Origin of the sequence: Cytobacillus sp. S13-E01, assembly GCF_029193815.1 — a bacterium.
GTDB lineage: Bacteria > Bacillota > Bacilli > Bacillales > Bacillaceae_L > Bacillus_BV.
This window is the reverse complement of sequence record NZ_JARFVC010000012.1, coordinates 29740-48375: the sequence shown is the minus strand read 5'-3', so window position 1 is coordinate 48375 and position 18636 is coordinate 29740. Positions and strand designations below refer to the sequence as shown.

13 protein-coding genes and 1 riboswitch are annotated in these 18636 nt (G+C 37.6%); of the genes, 5 read left to right on the top strand and 8 right to left on the bottom strand.

The window, feature by feature from the left end:
* Positions 1–17 precede the first annotated feature (17 nt).
* From wecB to PY093_RS09970, 5 genes are all read right to left on the bottom strand, one after another.
* The gene (gene wecB / locus PY093_RS09990; protein ID WP_275645752.1) at positions 18–1163 is read right to left on the bottom strand and encodes a non-hydrolyzing UDP-N-acetylglucosamine 2-epimerase; all 1146 of its coding nucleotides are present in this window, start codon (positions 1161–1163) and stop codon (positions 18–20) included.
* 365 nt (positions 1164–1528) lie between these two features.
* Positions 1529–3166: a thiamine pyrophosphate-binding protein gene (locus PY093_RS09985; protein WP_275645751.1), complete on the bottom strand. Its 1638-nt coding sequence runs from the start codon at positions 3164–3166 to the stop codon at positions 1529–1531.
* Positions 3163–5994 (bottom strand): bifunctional diguanylate cyclase/phosphodiesterase, encoded by a 2832-nt coding sequence (locus PY093_RS09980; RefSeq protein WP_275645750.1) that lies wholly within the window; start codon positions 5992–5994, stop codon positions 3163–3165. The genes PY093_RS09985 and PY093_RS09980 overlap by 4 nt, the downstream gene beginning before the upstream one ends.
* Before the next feature lie 354 nt (positions 5995–6348).
* Entirely contained in the window at positions 6349–6549 is a 201-nt protein-coding gene (locus PY093_RS09975; RefSeq protein WP_275645749.1) for a hypothetical protein, read from the bottom strand.
* A 14-nt stretch (positions 6550–6563) separates the two neighbouring features.
* Positions 6564–6830, bottom strand: coding sequence for a hypothetical protein (locus tag PY093_RS09970; protein ID WP_275645748.1), 267 nt, complete (start codon positions 6828–6830; stop codon positions 6564–6566).
* Positions 6831–7284: 454 nt separating this feature from the next.
* Here PY093_RS09970 and PY093_RS09965 point away from each other — a divergent pair, with 454 nt between their 5' ends.
* Positions 7285–8190: a helix-turn-helix domain-containing protein gene (locus PY093_RS09965; protein ID WP_275645747.1), complete on the top strand. Its 906-nt coding sequence runs from the start codon at positions 7285–7287 to the stop codon at positions 8188–8190.
* 9 nt (positions 8191–8199) lie between these two features.
* On the opposite strand, the gene PY093_RS09960 is transcribed toward PY093_RS09965, so the two are convergent.
* Both PY093_RS09960 and PY093_RS09955 read right to left on the bottom strand, forming a co-directional pair.
* A complete protein-coding gene (locus tag PY093_RS09960) occupies positions 8200–8826 on the bottom strand; it encodes a hypothetical protein (protein WP_275645746.1) in 627 nt (208 codons plus the stop codon).
* Between the two features lie 13 nt (positions 8827–8839).
* Positions 8840–9742 (bottom strand): N-acetylmuramoyl-L-alanine amidase family protein, encoded by a 903-nt coding sequence (locus PY093_RS09955; RefSeq protein WP_275645745.1) that lies wholly within the window; start codon positions 9740–9742, stop codon positions 8840–8842.
* Between the two features lie 153 nt (positions 9743–9895).
* A riboswitch (SAM riboswitch) is annotated at positions 9896–10006 on the top strand.
* A 131-nt stretch (positions 10007–10137) separates the two neighbouring features.
* Between PY093_RS09955 and PY093_RS09950 the strand changes: the two genes are divergently transcribed.
* From PY093_RS09950 to PY093_RS09935, 4 genes are all read left to right on the top strand, one after another.
* Positions 10138–10977 (top strand): transporter substrate-binding domain-containing protein, encoded by an 840-nt coding sequence (locus PY093_RS09950; RefSeq protein WP_275645744.1) that lies wholly within the window; start codon positions 10138–10140, stop codon positions 10975–10977.
* Between the two features lie 157 nt (positions 10978–11134).
* Complete coding sequence (locus PY093_RS09945; RefSeq protein ID WP_275645743.1) at positions 11135–11812, top strand: amino acid ABC transporter permease; 678 nt, start codon at positions 11135–11137, stop codon at positions 11810–11812.
* A 21-nt stretch (positions 11813–11833) separates the two neighbouring features.
* Positions 11834–12577 carry an amino acid ABC transporter ATP-binding protein gene (locus tag PY093_RS09940; protein ID WP_275645742.1) on the top strand — a complete coding sequence of 248 codons (744 nt, stop codon included), beginning with the start codon at positions 11834–11836 and terminating at the stop codon, positions 12575–12577.
* Positions 12578–12766: 189 nt separating this feature from the next.
* On the top strand, positions 12767–13036 hold the full coding sequence (locus PY093_RS09935; protein ID WP_275645741.1) for a hypothetical protein: 270 nt from the start codon (positions 12767–12769) through the stop codon (positions 13034–13036).
* A gap of 259 nt (positions 13037–13295) precedes the next feature.
* Here the strand turns inward: PY093_RS09935 and PY093_RS09930 are convergent, their stop codons facing one another.
* On the bottom strand, positions 13296–18311 hold the full coding sequence (locus PY093_RS09930; RefSeq protein ID WP_275645740.1) for a S8 family serine peptidase: 5016 nt from the start codon (positions 18309–18311) through the stop codon (positions 13296–13298).
* Positions 18312–18636: the final 325 nt, after the last annotated feature.

Below are 18636 nucleotides of genomic sequence, written 5' to 3'. Positions count from 1 at the left end.
GAAACTGTGGGTTCTTGTTATCGCGTAAATGGTTCTGGTTTATGATCTATCATCCCGAAATGGTGCAGAATTGACTGAACGATACGGAAAGATGCTTCCCCGTCTCCATAAGGATTCGATGCCTTTGACATTCTTTCAAACTCAGTTTGGTCATTTAATAATTGAGATGCCATAGTGTAAATCGTTTCTTCATCAGTTCCAGCTAATTTTAATGTTCCTGCCTCAATTCCTTCAGGTCGTTCAGTTGTATCACGTAACACAAGTACAGGAACCCCGAGTGAAGGAGCTTCTTCTTGTACACCGCCTGAATCCGTTAGAATAATATGTGCTCTTGAAGCAAAGTTATGGAAGTCCAAAACTCCTAGCGGTTCAATTAACTGAATGCGAGAGTCATCACCTAATATCTCATCGGCAACCTCTCTTACGGCAGGATTCAAATGAACAGGGTAAATAACCTGTACATCATCATGCTCAGTCACGAGTCTTTTAATCGCACGGAACATATTACGCATTGGTTCACCTAAATTTTCACGACGATGAGCAGTCAGCAAGATTAGACGGTCATTGCCGAGTTTCTTTAGCACGTCATGTTCATATGTATCAGAAACCGTTGTTTTTAAGGCATCAATAGCCGTGTTACCGGTAATAAAGATGGTATTTTCTTTTTTGTTCTCATTCAACAGGTTTTGCGCCGATTGTTGTGTAGGTGAGAAATGAAGATCTGCAATAACCCCTGTTATTTGTCGGTTGATTTCTTCTGGGAACGGGGAATACTTATTATGCGTTCTAAGACCCGCTTCAACATGTCCGACAGCAATTTGATTATAAAAGGCAGCCAAGCTTGCTACAAACGTTGTCGTTGTATCACCATGTACAAGAACAAGGTCAGGCTTTACTTCCTTCATCGTCTTGTCTAGACCCTCAAGCGCCCTTGTCGTTACGTCAGTCAGTGATTGCCGGTCCTGCATAATATTTAGGTCATGATCTGGTGTGATCTTAAAAATCCCTAACACCTGATCTAACATTTGACGATGCTGAGCTGTTACCGTCACAATCGACTCAATTTCATTTGGGTATTTCTGTAGCTCAAGCACAAGAGGCGCCATTTTAATTGCTTCAGGTCTTGTCCCAAAAATAGTCATTACTTTTATCGGTTTTGTCAATATGTCCACCTGCTTTTTTTATGTTTATCCATTCCTAACATTAGCATATTGAGGTTGTATTTGCTAGTACGGCAAGAGTTTAGACTTTCATTACGTTTAAGGTCACTGTTCAAGCCATTTGAACATCCGTTTCATCACATGACTTCTCCCAATTTACTTCAAAATATATAATCATTCCTTTATACCGCTTATATCTATACTATCTCCCAATTCACGACGTTCAAATTAATCATGCAAAGTATTTCCGGATAAATTAACAAAAGCGCAGGCAGCCCGGAGCAAGGACACTAAAACTAGGTACAAACTTTTATACTTTCTTATCTTTTGAAAAAAGCAATGGCTCATTGAGCCATTGCTTTCATACTTTACTTCCCAAACGAAGAAAGAAACTTAACCCTATCCCCCATCGGCGGCACGTTATTATCCACCAAGGCCACTTCCAAAACGGCTGGACCATTTAGGTTTGATAGATTACTAATCACTTCAAGATTAATGTCTTCTAGTGTTTCAACACGATAGCTTGGAATCCCCATTGCATTCGCCATTGCTGCAATATCAACCGCTTCTTGTTCGAAGCAAGGGTGTGAACGCTTGTATTGTAAGGAATGTCCATGATAGACCATCCCTAGTCTTGCATTATTCATGATCACAAACAAGATTGGTAGCCCGTATTCTTTCGCAGTTAAAATCTCCATACCATGCATGAAGAAGCAACCATCACCCGTGATACATACTACCGGACGGTCTGGTTCTGCTAGTTTTGAACCAATCGCTGCCCCAATTCCGCTCCCCATTGCTCCAAAATGGACATTGATATCAAATGTATCATGATCCAACACATCCATATGGTGGATCACATATGACATAAATTCACCAATATCAATCGTATAACGAGTTGATGTTGGCAGGTATTCCTGCAATTTATACAATACGTTTTGAGTATTGTATTCATCCGTTTCTAAAACCTTATGATTTTGAGATTTATTATCATTTTTTCTAGTTCGTCCTAGAGTCTTTAACTCTTCTATTAAGAATAATAGACTTAAGTTCACATCCCCTAAAACAGGGATGTCTATCTCATATTTTCGACCAAAGACTGTTTTATCAAAATCAACCTGAACGGTAAACCGATTCTTTGTAAGGTTACCATTCCAGTTGTTAGTTGCTGTTTCACCTAGACTTGACCCTAGAACTACTAATGCTTCCCCATCTCCTTCATTAATTAATTCAGATGCTTTTTCATGACCCGCAAAACCAAATACACCCGCTACAAGTGGATGATCAGCTTTAATCAGCCCCTTTGCCTGTGGGGTTGTAAGAATTGGCCAGTCTAACAACTCTGCTAATTCGATTACCTGATCTACCGAACCTCTAACACCTTGTCCAACAAAAATATAACCGTTTTTTCTTTTCACGAGTTCTTGGGCTGTCTTTGCGATCGTTGTTGCATCAGGAACAATTGGTTTCCGCTTAGGATAGGTAGGAATATCTACTGGTTTAATTTGTGACAATTGAACGTCAATTGGCATAGCAATATGGACAGGACCCGGTACTCCTGATAATGCTATCTCAGTTGCTTTTACTACTTCCTTAAGCAAGCTTTCAGCGTCTTGAACGGTCACACTATATTTTGTAACGGAACGAAAGACTGGATCAGCATCTAGCTCTTGTGAAGCATTGAGACCAACCGTATTTACTGGTACCGCTCCAGTTAAAAACAGAACCGGTAAATGCTCACGCATAGCATTGGCAGCACCTGACACTAAGTTCGTCCCACCCGGTCCACTACTACCAATACAAACACCTAAGCTCTGTGAGTACTTCGCATATGATGCTGCCATATAGGAAGCTGCTCCTTCATGCTTTGTAACAATTGGTGTGATGTCATCACGCATGTCATATAGTTCATCAAAAAAGGCATTTACAGATCCGGCAGGAATTCCGAAAATAGTCGAAACCCCGCCACTTTTTAAAAATTCAAGTACAGCACGTACAGTTTTCATATCGATTCCCCCTTTATCACAATTTCCTCTTTACGCAAATATTTATTCGTTAATTCTTCAACATCGATAGGTGGACTAAAGAAATATCCTTGCATTAAATAGCAGCCCAAAGAAGCAAGGAAATCGATTTGTTCCTGTGTTTCAACACCTTCTGCAATCACATTTAGGTGTAAATTTTGACCTAAGGTAATGATCGTATTGGTGATAGCAGCATTAGCATTGTCCTTCATGACATCATCAATAAATGACTTATCAATTTTTAACGTTTTAATCGGGAAGTTTTTTAGATAACCTAATGATGAATAGCCAGTCCCAAAATCATCAATGGAAATATTTATTCCAAACTCCTTTAATTGCTCCATCTTCGTTAAGGTAGCCTCTCTATTTTTAATGATTAGATTTTCTGTAAGCTCTAACTCTAAAAACCTAGGATCAAGCATTGTTTCTGCTAAAATGTTTTTTACGACATCAACCAAATTGTGCTGCTCAAACTGACGTACGGAAAGATTAACAGCTACCGTCAGCTCAGAGTGACCTCCTTCATGCCATTGTTTTAGTTGTTTACACGCATTTCGAAGAACCCATTCCCCAATTGGAACGATTAATCCCGTCTCTTCGGCAAGGGGAATAAAATCGACTGGTGAGATCATCCCTCTGGTTGGATGATTCCAGCGTAATAACGCCTCTACCCCAATCATCCTATTACTAACTGAATCCATTTGTGGCTGGTAATAGATCATGAATTCTTTATTATCAAGTGCTCTGTATAAATCATTTTCCAATTTCACACTCTCAAATGTTCGATTGTTCATACCGCTCGCGTAAAATTGATATGTATTGCCACCCAGTTCTTTTGATTTATACATAGCCGTATCCGCATTTTTCAATAAGTTCTCAGCATTATCACCATCTGGTGGATATAACGAAATACCAATACTCGGTTTGATAATGACTTCATTACCATTGATTACAAACGGTTTTTCAAACGCTTCTAGCACACGCTCCGCCACTTTAATTACACTTTCTTCACAGTCAATAGAAGGCAAAATAATCGTGAATTCATCGCCTCCTTGACGAGACACTGTATCACCTTTTTGAATACAAGTATTAAGGCGTACTGCAACCTCTTGAAGAAGCGTATCACCATAGCCATGGCCAAGTGTGTCATTAATAACTTTAAAACGGTCTAGATCAATGAACATAACTGCCAATTTTTTACCCCGAAGTCCAGCATATGTTAGCCCTTGATTTAAACGATCCTTTAAAAGCACCCTGTTTGGCAAACTTGTTAAACTATCATAATACGCATGGTAATTTATCTTTTCTTCCATTTGCTTTCGTGACGTAATATCTTTGAACGTAACTACGTACCCAACAATTTGACCATCCTCTTTTATAGAAGAGATCACATATTCCACAGGGAAGTGTGAACCATCTTTTTTGAAAAATTGCTCATCTGTCTCATATCTTTTATGGCTTTGTTTAATATAAGAATCAAACGAAATCTTATGATTACATTCATTTGATTTAATTCTAGAAAAAATCGAATTGTAGGATTGTCCCATTAATTCATCTTTGTTCTTGTAGCCTAGTATTTTTGCTCCTGCAGGATTACAAAAGGTAATGATGCCATCAAGATCTAACCCAAATATTCCCTCACCCGCAGAATTTAGGATTAGTTCTTTTTCTCGGCTAAGTCTCTGTATTTCTTTTACAACTTTTTCGAGCTCTTTATGTTTGTCCGTTATTTCTGACGTTCTCTCTTGAATAATTATTTCTTGTTTTTCCATGTATAACAAGCTAGCCAATGTTAATGCTGTTGCGTCCGCTATAGACTGTGCTAACTGCATTTGGGCTTCTGTATATACAAGGCCTTTTTCAGTAAGATTGACAACAGGAATGGTTCCTAACACTTCACCCATTGCCACTAGGGGAATCATATACAATCCTTTAATTCCAAAGTTACGGCATGCATCATGATTTGGTCTTGGATCAGCAAATACATCCGGGACAAATACAGCTTTCTTCGTTCGAATCACTTCCTGGAACAAGAGATCCTTACTATGATCAATCTTTATCCGGTTATGTGTCTTTTTCCAATCTTCTTCTGTCCAGTCACTTTCTTTGCTCAATTTTGCTGGTTTAAGTTTTTTCTCTGCTATTGGGTCAAGTAAATGGGCTCCAATATTCGGGTTGTTTAGAACTTGACCTATATAATGAAAGCATTTATCTAATACTTCCTGTAAAGTTGAACACATTGATAAATCTCGTGTGAAATCTAACAATAATTGCTTTTCAGAAAGTAGATTGTTTGTGCGCGTAAAATTCTTCGCATTTCGGATCGCAACAGCAGCCATATTAACATATGCCTCAATCGACTTTATTTCCGAGGGTGTTAAATTCATCGGAGTACCGTAGTCAAATAAAAAGACTAGCCCAAATAATTCATTTTCGTACGAAATTGGCAGACAGAATAACGACTTGATTTGAAATGCTTCAACTGCTCTATGGTCTGGTCTGCTATCCTTCGAAGTATCTGGAATATAAATGGCCTCGCGATTATCAATTACTTCGCCAGCTAACAAATCGATTTCTGGATCAACGATGTGCATATCAAGCGTCATTCCGTTAATGACCTCTGGTTTTCCAACATACCCTCTATATGTACCATCTGGTTGTGGTAAGTAAATGCCTACCGAATCGCATTGAACGATCTCCTCAGAGATTGCAGTCACTACATGCTCAAGCACTTCATGTAATTCTAGTTTTGTATTAATTAATTTTGTAATCGTTGCAAGACGAGAATATCTTGTTTGTTCTTCCGACATACCATTTACCCCCAATCGAACTATAAAATACAAAATTCGACATTTTTAAATTAAACAAAATCCTCTATCTTTTATATAGGTAGAAAATAATGTATTATTTATTTATAACTATACAATTAACCTAATCTATTACTTTATCAAGACTTTTATTAGATTTTCATATAAATGATTCAAAAGTCCCCTGTTTTACCATAAAAGTGTAGGACTTTAGGATTATTTTAATCCATTTTTTTGGTTTTTTATGCATTGACACTTACAAAAGACCGATATAGTTGGTATGCAAACTCTTTATACTTTTTACAGGAGATTTAATTTGTGTACTTCTTAAAAAGAGAGCGCCTACTAAGGTAGACGCTAATTTTGGGTGGTTGTGAAATACTCAATTGCCTTGATACTTTGTTGTAGGTTCTGTTTAATTCTCTTGATTTCAGTTTGACGGCTATGAGTGATTCCACATTCTTTCGTTGCGAGATATGCTAAAGAGTTAACATCTTCATAAATATCATTAAATGCTTCTTGCATCTTATTATTTAGCTTTGTTCTCTTTTTAGCCATACAGCAACCAACTATTAATAAACTGGTGGTAGTTCTCTGTCTGTACCGAAGTCAGCCGCTAGATTAACTGATGAATTTGGCTTGTAAACCGGTGGTAATTCTGCTACAAATTTAAGTAAGTTTGGTTTATATACCGGTGGTAGCTCTACTAGTAGTTTCGTAGTTTGTGGTTGATACACCGGCGGAAGCTCTGCTAAATTTTTATTCATAGCGCTTACACCAAAACTGATCCCAACTGCTAAAACTGTTAATGCAATCCCAAAGCTAAGTACCTTTTTCATATTTAACACTCCGTTTCTTTTACCCATCAAGGGGTTATAATAGTAATTACTAGGTTTAACGTTATTATATAAGATAACTAAAATACGTGCCTTCTCCATTTGGTACGTTTACTGTTACAAAATTCGTAGTATCCTTCATTTTTCTTTTGAATCTATGAAAAAATATTGATCTATCAATATATGCTCTTTTCTTAAAACTAATTTTTATGGATAATGAAATAACAGGCACCAAGAGGATGCCTTTATACATTACAGAACAAAAGCGCAAGGCGCCCGCTTATCGGCGACAAGCATAAGACAAGCCGGCTGGAAGGTTGTTCTTTAACCTTCCGGACGGATTGACTTATACCATAGAGCCGGGTGGCGCCTGGAGCTGGACACTAAAACTAGGTACAAACTTTTATACTTTATTATCTTTTTAAAAAAAAACACTCAATAAAAGGTGTGAAAAAAGGTGGATTTTGCGAAAATAGGAGAAGAAATTAGGCATTTGCGCAAGTCTTTAGGAATGTCCCAAGTCGAGTTAAGTAAGGGAATCTGTACTCAATCACAAATCAGCATTATCGAAAAAGGGGAAGGCTACCCACTTGCTTCAACCCTCTATTTCATCTCTCAAAAGCTTGGTGTCGATATAAACTATTTTTATGAAATAGCGAGCACTCCAAAGGTAGATTATGTAAAGGAAGTAACACTTCAGCTTAAACAAGCAAGAAGAGAGATGAAATACGATATCATTAGAGATATTGTCAAAGCTGAACTGAACAATCCCTTATTTAGAGATATTCGAAAAAATAAGCAGCTGCTATTATGGCATCAAGGTATTTGTGAATATGAAGTAAATAAAAATACCGAGTTAGCTAAGAAGCTACTATTTGAAGCGATACAATTAACTCATTCCTCAGATAAAGTATTTAATGAACGGGAGATTGAGATCTACAGCGCAATTGCCGTTATCCATTTTAATGACTACGAAAATGACAAGGTGATTGAACTATATGATATGGTGCTGCCACATCTAGAAAGAATTCCATATTTACAGGATGTATCGATTAAAACGAGAATTTTTTATAACAAAGCAAAAGCACTCTCACGGCTTTCAAAATTTGAAGAGTCAAATTATTCTTGCAAACAGGCGATTGATTGGTGCCTAAAGACGGATAATATGTACTTATTTGGAGAATTACATTACCATACCGGTTACAATTATGAAATGCTAGATCATTTTTTAACAGCCTTACGCTATATGGAAAATGCCAAAAAAATCTTTGAACTTAGACTCGAAGATAAGCACGTTCCGTATATTGATGAAAGAATTAACCGTTTAAAAGATAAAATGAGTGGGAATCACCTCCACATCTGACCCCCACTTTTACTGACTATTTTCTAAATTGGCTTCGTCCTTATACCCAGTATCACCTGTCACTTCATAGGTTTCTTTTATTAGTCCCATAGACGGAGCGTAATATCTTGTATAAATCGTCTCTGCACCTTCAACTTCAGCGGTTATCTTTTTTATAGTAATCACATTTGAAAATGTTCCGGCTGGTACTGTGACCGTGTTGTTTTTTTCTAAAATCAACCACTCAGATTGTCCATTGTTATTCATCATCATCTCAGGGGTTTCAAATGGAATAAATTCATCAAGGAGTTCAGGTGGTTGATTACCGGCTATTTCATACACAAGCGCAATTTCATCATCTGTCCAGCGATAGATTTGGGTTGTTGGCGCTCCGCTTAAATAGACAGTTTGTTGAATATACTCATCATTTTCCGAGACAATTTCATGGGTATAAATTTCTTCCCCAGCATTTGTGTAAGTCCTTATTGTTCCTACCTGTGGTCGATAGTGTTTTAAGTTACCTTGTTTATTTTTAACGATTTTTTGTTCTTTCGGTGAAATTTGTTTCTCCTTTGTTTCTTGAATGGGACCGGGTGTCGGTGCTTGGCATCCTAATAGAAGGAGGGTACAGAGTAAACTATAGATTGTTTTCTTCAATTTAATTTCCCTCCTACCAAGGCTTCAATGCATATGTAAGGCTTTTCTTTTCATATATTACCTTCTGTTGGTCCTTATCAAACACAGCAAGTGCAGATTTCACAGAATACGCATAGCGCAGGGCATCTATTTCAGTTTCAAAGGTAGCTAGCCTGTTTTCACCCATCCCATATACTTCATACACTTTAAAATATGCAGTTATCGCTGCTGCGAGTGCAGTTGCTGCATCCTCTTGATATTGGTCTGTTTTAATTAACTTTTCCTCATTTCGATTTATCATATAGCCAAGTTCAACTAATATCGAGGGCATTTGTGCATTTCTAATTACGAAAAAGCTTTGGTCAGAGTGGATTTTTCGATTCGGAAGACCCAAAGAACCAACTAGGATTGGATGAACCACTTCTGCCAGTCGTTTATTTTCTGATAAGTATTTTATCTGCAGTGGATCATGAGGATACTCTGATTTCGCATTATTGATACCATCATAATAGTACGTTTCAATTCCTCTTTTAAACGGATTGGTTGGATCGGCATTATGATGGATCGAAATGAAAATACTGTTGTTGTTGTTAGTTGCGGCGATGTCATTTGCGACCTTCATTCTGAGGGCAAAGTCACCACCAGGTGTGCTTCCATCTTCATTTTTAAGATAGGGTGCAAAATGTTTATCGGTTGTTCGCGTTAAACGTACGTTAATATCTGTCGATTTAAGCTGTTCCTGAAGTTTTAGCGCAACAGCTAGGTTTGCGTCTTTTTCACAGAATCCGGACTGAGAGCCAGAATAGCCACATGTCCCGCTGAACTTGCCACCATGCCCAGGATCAATGATTACCGTTTTTTCTGCAAAACTAGTTGTGGGACTTAAAATCAGAATGAGCGCAACTAAAACTGTAAGTATAGACTTTTGATATACCAACCTAACATCCCCCATTGCAGAATTTTTTTCCATTATATCATTTTTTCAATACATTACTAAACACCACACAACGGTTCATCGGATAAACAAACTTATTGACTCCTATTTTCCAAGATGGTATTATTTTCAACAGTAGCTTAATAGTTAATTAGTCTCTTATCGCGAGAGGTGGAGGGAAATGGCCCTAGGAAACCTCGGCAGCGGACTCATGTGTTTGATGAGTACTGTGCCAAATCCAGCAAGCAATCGCTTGAAAGATGAGAAGAGTCGGATGCGTTCTATTCCAAACCTCTTCTTGTTGATGAGGTTTTTTGTTTGTTTGGAGGCTTCGTCGGATTTGACTATTACTATATGGTTAAAACCGAGTAAAACTATATAAAAAGGTGGGTAAACAAATGAAAAAACTTTCATTATTGCTATTAATTTTAACGTTAGGATTTGTGCTTGCGGCTTGCGGTAGTAGTGAAACTGACAACACTACAGGTTCTGAAACACCAACAAAAGAACAAACCTCATGGGAAAGAATCAAGGAATCTGGCAAACTAGTCGTTGGTACAGAAGGACTTTATTATCCTGTTACCTATTTTGATGAAACAACAAAAGAATTAACAGGGTTTGACGTTGAGGTTGTAAGAGAATTAGGAACCAGACTAGGTTTAGAAATCGAATTTAAAACAATGGAATTTGACGGTTTGCTTCCCGCACTTAGAAATGGACAAATCGATGTAGCAGCAAATGATTTTACAATCACTGAAGAACGTCTAGAAAAGTTTGATTTTACGATTCCGATTAAACATTCATTTGGTTCGGCACTTGTACGTGCGAGTGACAACTCTGGAATTGAAACAGTTGCAGATTTAAAAGGGAAAAAGGTTGGTGGCTCAGCGACAAGTAACTATGCAGATTTTGCTAGAAAACAAGGCGCAGAAGTAGTTGTCTACTCAGGCTCTGACACTGTCCTTCCTGAGATCATCAATGGTCGGATTGATGCCACACTTAATGACTACCTTGTCTTAATTCAAACATTAAAGCAATTTGATAAGCCTGGATTAAAGCTTGCTGAAAACGTAAAGTTTGAGCCAAATGTTGGCGCAATCGTGATGCAAAAAGATAGCCCAGAGCTTAAAGCAGAATTAGATAAAGTTTTACAAGAAATGATTGATGATGGAACGGTTAAAGAGATTGCACTTGAATTCTTTGGTGCTGACGTATCTCAACCGGTTGATATTGAATAGGTAGTCAGGGGGAATCATTTAGATTCCTTTCTTTTTAGTCATTTTTTGAATAAATGTCTGTAATGGTTCGTTATCGATTATTCGACAATTAACGATGACAAACCCCACTCTTTTCTATTTCCAAACAGCATAAAACATACTTTAAAGGAGTCTTATAATGTCTGATTTTAAATGGGAATATCTTTTTAATATAGAAATAGCGTTAGACTCCCTCCCTTTTATATTAGAGGGAGCATGGATTACAATCCTAATTGCGATCGTAAGTATGATTATTTCATTAATTTTAGGATTATTTATTGCTTTAGCTAGAATGAGTAAATTTAAATTCAGTAGTATACCTGCACGTCTATTTATATCATTTATGCGTGGTACTCCGTTGCTCGTTATTTTATTTATCTTATATTTTGGACTCCCAATGATCGGGATAGAACTAGAACCTCTTACGGCTGCGATAGTCGGAATGAGCGTTCACTTTTCAGCCTATACTGCCGAAATTATTCGCTCAGCGATTTCTTCAGTTTCAAAAGGACAATGGGAAGCTGCTGAAACATTACGAATGTCCTATTGGCAAACGATGAGGCGAATTATTTTACCGCAAGCAACTCGAATCGCATTGCCACCTTTATCTAGTGTTTTCATGGATATTATTAAAGGTACGTCGCTTGCGATGGTTATCACCGTTTCAGAGATGTTTTACCGCGCAAAGGTTGTTGTTGGCCAGACGTATGAGAGCTTAACCTTATACATCCTTGTGGCTTTAATCTATTGGGGATTATGCACAGTGGTAACCCTTTTACAGGATTATCTTGAGAAAAAAGCGAATCGTTATGTCTGATCGTAATAGGAGGTTATCAAAATGATTAAAGTTGAGAAGCTAAGTAAACAGTTCGAGAATAATGAAGTCTTAAAATCGATCTCACTTCAGATTGAAAAAGGTGAGGTTGTAAGTATCATTGGTCCATCGGGCTCTGGTAAAACAACCTTGCTGCGCTGCTTGAATTTATTAGAGACTCCCACTTCAGGGGTCATTCAAATAAATGATGTACAAATTGCTTTTAACGGGGATACTCCTTCTAAAAAACAGAAAACAGATATCCGTCAATATTCCGGAATGGTGTTTCAGCATTTTCATCTTTTCCCACATAAAACTGTGTTGGATAATATTATTGAAGCTCCACTTGTTGTTCAAAAAAGAAATAAACAAGAGGTGGTTCTAGAAGCAGAGGAGCTTTTACGAAAAGTAGGCTTGTTGGCCCATAAAAACCATTACCCTGAACAACTATCAGGTGGTCAAAAACAGCGTGCGGCCATTGCCAGAATGCTCTCTCTTAAGCCTGATATTCTCTTATTCGATGAACCAACATCCGCACTTGACCCAGAGCTCGTCGGAGAGGTGTTAGCCGTAATCAAAGAACTCGCTGCCGAGGGTCAAACGATGATTATTGTCACACATGAAATGGACTTTGCTAAAGATGTGTCAGATCGAGTTGTGTTTATTGCTGATGGATATATTGTCGAACAAGGTAAACCTGAGGATATTTTTTCAAACCCTAATGAAGAGCGGACGAAGCAGTTTTTGCAGAAGGTGCTCGCAAGGTAAAATGTGGAGTCAGGCAGCTGCTTGACCCACTTTTTTTATTTCTTCAAAACTCCCTACCTTTATACCAGTACTCCCTGCTTTATATTGTCTATTAATGGCTGTTTTGACTTCTCTCTAGAATTACCAAAAAACAACTTACCAACTATGCATAAATAGACAACAACTTGAGAAAATATAGGTAATTAGATTTTGATGAACGGACGTGAAATCATGTCTATTTTTTATAAAAGTGAGCTCAAAACCAAAAATGGGTTACTAGAAATCAGACTTTTTATCAATAAAAAATTATTTGCTAAGGAGTATTCTGAAGACCTTGATGAAGATGTACTTAAAACAGCTAAACACATAAGAAAAGATGTATTAGCGTATGTGGAAAAAAAACACCCTACTATTCCAATTCAAGTTGCAACTATAATGATTGGTAAAGTTCCGTATAGTACGTTTTTAATTAAACATTAACTACCAAAGATAAAATGTAACTATTTATTTTATTCAAGTAAACGTACCGAATAGCGAGCCTTAATGGTGAAGACAGAGGCGTAGTTGCACTTATGCGTGTTAGAATTTACGGATACAATATCGCACTGTCTGTCAGCTAATGCTTCCTGACTGAACGGCGGATGCATTCGGGACTTTCACCCTATAGCGAAGCGTGCTGCCACACGAACCAAAAGACTACCTCATAGCGATATGAGGTAGTCCAATCCATTACTTAATTTTAAAGTTCACCAAGCTTCTCAAGTAAGCGATAAAGCATTACTGAAGCCTCTGCACGATTTGTTGCTTCCTTAGGAGCAAATGAACCGTCAGCTTTTCCGTTAATGATTCCTAAGTCTGAAGCAACTGAAACTGCTTCTTTAGCAAAGTTGCCAATCTTAGCATTGTCATTAAAGGCTAGTGTTTTACCTTTTCCATCTAATAATTGCTTATTCTGGTGTTCAATTGCGCGAACAATCATAACAGCCATTTCTTCACGAGTAATATTTTGAGAAGGATTGTAGTTTCCTTGAAGGTCACCTTTTACGATTCCTGCACGGTATGCAGCTTCGATTTGGCGAGCACTCCATGCTTGATAAGCAGATACATCCTTAAATGTACCTTCATAACCAGTTAGTTCAAGGTTGAATGAACGAACTAATAATACAGCAAATTCAGCTCTAGTTAATTTATCTCCAGGCTTGAAGGTTGTATCAGTCTTACCTTGAATCACTGCTCTTGAAGCTAATACTTCGATTTCATCTTTAGCCCAATGCTTAGTAACATCAGTGAATGTTCTGTTGTTTTCAAGTACTGCATATTTAGAGAAGTGGTTTGCCTTGAACACTAGCTCACCATTTGCAACTTTACCACCAACATACTCCCACTTATTCGTTTCTTCATTTAAATAATAAGCAGCAGCTTTACGAGAGTCAGTCACTGAATCGACTGATAGCGTTACTTCTACAGGTTCAGCGAATTTAGAAATTGTAAATTCTCCATCGTTCACTGATACAGTGAAGTCAAATACGTTAGATGCAACTTTTTGACCTGGTAATGCAACCGGTAGATCTGCTCCAGCTTTATCAGCTATTACAGATAATGAGACATTACCATCTGCTTGTTTTGCAATATCTTCTATAACTTTTGTAGAAAACTTTACAGAAGATGTCCCTGTGTTTACAACAAGTGACTTTTTATTTGTAGCGATTTTATCAAGTGTAGTCGCATTAAACTCAGCGTTTACTTCACTCATATCGCTACCTTTTGTTGCTTCACCTAACTCGATTACAACTTCATCTGTTGATGAGTCTGTAATTTGGCTGTCAATCTTAGTTTCATCAACTTTTAAAGTAGCTTTGCCGTTTTTGTCGTCAACAACTACATTTCCTTGATCAGCAGGTTTGGTTGTTGGGTCCTGTGGTACAGGAATGACAACTGGAGGAGTGTATCCACCACCATTATTTCCTCCACCATTACCAGGAGAAGTAGCTTCACCTTTTGTTAATGTAACTTCTTTAGTTGTTTTGTTTCCAGCTAAGTCTGTTACTTCGAAGACAAATGTGTTTTCACCATCTTCTAATACAAGCTCAATATCTTCAAATGTTTGTTCGAATCCTCTTAATACATATGGCTCTACATATTCATTATAGAATAGTTCACTGCCATCTAAACTAAAGCGAATTTCATCAAAGTTATCTTCAATGGTTACAGATACTTTTGGATTTTCTGCATCAGCTGCAAGAGTTTTCTTGCTTGGAAGTCCATTGATTGTTAATGTTGGAGCTTCTGAATCAATAAAGATTGTACGTTCAAATGAAATGTCATTTCCTACAATATCTGTGCCACCAATTTTAAATTTGTGAACTCCATCATTTTCAAATGTTAATGTTGTTGAGAACTCATTCTTCCCTGTTTCCTCATTCCATATAACACCTACATCTTTACCTGCAATTTGTACTGTTTCAATACCTGAAGAGTCTGTTACATAACCAGAAACAGGAATTTCTAAAGTATTAAATGTCCCAAACGGAGTTGGTTGATCTGCAAATATGAATGGAATTGTATCATCACCGAAATTCGGGAATTCTAACGCAACTTCATTTCCTGCATTATCAACTGCAACAAGTTGTACTAATGAACCTTCAGCAGGTTGATTTGTAAATGAATATGTTGTTACATCTCCACTTAAGAAATCAACAACTTCCCCATTAACAACTACTGCAACGTAATTAATACCACTTCCATTTTCGTTATCGGCAGACGCTAAAGTGAATTCTAGTGTTTCACTATCAAGCGTTGCCTCTAAAGTTGGCACTTGATTGTCGACAAATACCGGAATATTAACAGTTTGAGCTTCTGCACCAGGGAAATCTATAACAGTTTTGATTTGATAGTAATATAATCCTTCTGTTGCTAGAGCATTTTTAACTTTTCCATCCCAACCTCTTACTGGGTTAAGTGAATATTGTGCTGCTCTACCACCATCATAATAATTTTTTCTCACATTGTTTTCTGTACGTAGGGTACGCAGAATTGTTTCGCCATCTTTAGCTACTACATTGAATTCTACTTTTTTAGCATTACGTAAGAATGAAAGGATCGGAATAGCTTGGTCTTGGATTCCATCTCCATTTGGTGAGATAGCAATCGCATTTGATTTAAAGCTATCATCACTTGGCGAATAACCTAAATAGCTATAACCACCTGTAGAAGCATAAACTAAACCGGTCATCCCATAGAAAGATGATTCATCATCATATTTTGTACCGTCAAGAACTGGGGCTTTGTCCCAATCACCTTTGAAGCCTACATAAGGAACTGTAAGTTCAGGATGTGTATCAGTTGTTTCTGTTAAGGTTACATATCCTTCTGCAAAGTATCCGTTAGGGAAAACTTCAACAGCAGGTACATATCCTGATGCGTTTCTATTTAGCACTACTGCGTTAGTTAAATCTACTTCGACAGTAATCGTAACTGAACCATTTGCTGGAACTTCAACAACGTTGTTTCCATTATTAACTGTAACTATAGCACCATCAAGAGCTTGTGCTTCTAGTTCATCTACCGCATAACCCAATACACCAAATAATGATAAATCAGTTTGTACATTTACACCGACATTATACGTTACAGCCGTATCACTGAAGTTCTGTGCATTTAAAGTAAATGAAAGATTATCTCCAACTTCTTTTAAAGCTACTTTCGCTTCATTTGTGACAACATCCGTCACCACTACTGGCGTGCTTAACGCTGAGTGAAGCTGCATTATACCTGCACCCTGACGACGAGGAGAATATGGATTTGTAAAGCCGAACATTGTATTGATTGTTCCTTTATCAATTACAGGTGAAGCGGTATTCATTAAGATATTTTTAGCCATGTTTACACGATTTGAACCAGCAAGGTCAAATTGCTCATCTACACGTTGTAACACTAACGCTGAACCACCGGCTACATGTGGAGCAGCCATTGAAGTACCGCTCATCATTCCATAAGTGTCATCATTAAGTGTTGAGTAGATTTGTCCACCTGGAGCTGTAATTTCCGGTTTAAAATCTAAGTTTGGAGTTAATCCCCAAGAAGTAAAAGCAGACATTTTGTCAGCAGCTGGGTTTGGAGACTTAGTAAGATCTCCTTCAAAGCTTACTGTTACTGTTTCATCTGCTTCTAATGCAGTTTTAAGTACACTACCATTTTCTTTTAACATGAACAAATGTGGAATTGTAATCTCCGGGTCATTTGCCATGTTAATAAAACCATCTAAATTGTTAAAAATAATGACACCAGCAGCACCAGCTGCTTGAGCGTTCAAAGTTTTACTTACAAATGGACTTTCACCACGTTGAATTAAAACAAACTTACCTTCTACATTAAGGCCCTCAAAATCATTTGCATCTGGAGCAGTTTGAGAATCACCAGGCATACGTCCTAAACCCGCATAGACGAGCTCATATGATTCATCACCTAAGCTAGTAGGATGTACGTTTCCCGATGACATAAATGGCGCTTTTGCTGCTGCATTTTCACCGATAGTATATGTTACAGCATCTAAATCCATAAATTGATTTTCAAAAGATGCTACTTGAAGCGACTCATATGATACCCCCGGAGAACCAGAAACACCAATGTCAGGGTTAGAGGCGAACGGATTATCAAAGCCATTACCGAAGTGAGCAGAGTTACCTGCAGAAATAGCCATTAGAACGCCACTTTCAACTGCACGTTTTACTGCTTCTTGTTCAGGGTCTTCAGGAATAACGAAAGCTGCAGTAGATCCTAAACTCATGTTAATTACATCTACACCTAATGCAATTGCATCATCAATTGCTTTTACATAAATATCACCGAAAGTAGACGGCATTTCAGGATCGTTACCAAATACTTTAAGTGCTAAAAGTTGTGCTTCAGGAGCTACACCTTTAATACCATCATTAGCTTCGTCACCATTAGCTGCGACAGTTCCGCTTACGTGCATCCCGTGCATTGAAGCATCAGGACCGATATCTAGAATTTGTTGGTTGTTATCCATATAGTTGTAACCATAAGGAACTTTTTCAGTATAGTACATACCCGGAAGTTCATTAGCAGTGATTTGACTGTTTACTAACTCTTCAGTTAATTTAGGTTCTGTTTCTTCACTTAAGACCATGTCACGGTGACTTGGATCAATACCAGTATCAATGACACCTACTACCATCCCTTCACCTTTATAACCATATTCTCTCCAAGCTTCTTGAGCTTGAACTAACTCCTTACTGTAAACCATTTCAGGCTTTACTGTTGGACGTTGATATTCATTCACAATATGTACTTTACCAACATTTGGCAATGCCTCTAATAGTGGTAAAGAACCATATTCTACTTCAGCACTAAATCCATTAACAACTGTAGTAAAATTAGTAATATAATCAATTTCAATTTTTTGACTTGAGATTTGTGCTTTAGTTTCTTCTTGTGCCTCTAAAGCAGCGGATTGAAGGTTCCCTTTCTCTGTTTCAGAAAGTTCATCATACTTTACCCCCTTCTTTTGGGCATATTGAATCGCGACTTCGCCATCAAGCTCTACAATAACACGGACTTTGTCATCTGCATTATATTGTCCTGCTAATTCTTCGGTTTTTATTTCTGTTAATGACTTATTTGCTTGTCTCTTTGTATTATCTACTTCTCTAATTGGAAGCACAGCGCCAAACGCAATATTTCCAAATGTAAGTAAAAATATGAGGACTAGCGCGGTAATTCTTTTAACTTTCACTTGTTTGTTCCCCTCTCTACTAAATGGCATTTTCGTTGAATAGTAAATTTGACCTCCTTTTCCAATTATTACAAGGTTTACATATTAAATCTATCATATGTCTATATATTTAGTAAACTCTAAATATAGCTATATTTGGTATTTTTAAAATATTTGTTTTTTTAAGAAAAACAAAAGGCGCACCCGCCTATCAGCGCGTCGATTAAAACCCGCCACGTCCTGTGGCATTATCGACACTTGCACATCGTGTGCTTCGAAGACTCCGGGCGAAAGAAGCGTTCTTTGCTTCTGTAGGAGGAGTTGAAGTTTCCCCTCGTTTCTAGGC

What these genes read in the sequence shown, in the direction of transcription:
- PY093_RS09985 (WP_275645751.1), bottom strand. Translation starts at nt 3,166, where the DNA reads ATGAAAACTGTACGTGCTGTACTTGAATTTTTAAAAAGTGGCGGGGTT.
- PY093_RS09980 (WP_275645750.1), bottom strand. Translation starts at nt 5,994, where the DNA reads ATGTCGGAAGAACAAACAAGATATTCTCGTCTTGCAACGATTACAAAA.
- PY093_RS09975 (WP_275645749.1), bottom strand. Translation starts at nt 6,549, where the DNA reads ATGGCTAAAAAGAGAACAAAGCTAAATAATAAGATGCAAGAAGCATTT.
- PY093_RS09970 (WP_275645748.1), bottom strand. Translation starts at nt 6,830, where the DNA reads ATGAAAAAGGTACTTAGCTTTGGGATTGCATTAACAGTTTTAGCAGTT.
- PY093_RS09950 (WP_275645744.1), top strand. Translation starts at nt 10,138, where the DNA reads ATGAAAAAACTTTCATTATTGCTATTAATTTTAACGTTAGGATTTGTG.
- PY093_RS09945 (WP_275645743.1), top strand. Translation starts at nt 11,135, where the DNA reads ATGTCTGATTTTAAATGGGAATATCTTTTTAATATAGAAATAGCGTTA.
- PY093_RS09940 (WP_275645742.1), top strand. Translation starts at nt 11,834, where the DNA reads ATGATTAAAGTTGAGAAGCTAAGTAAACAGTTCGAGAATAATGAAGTC.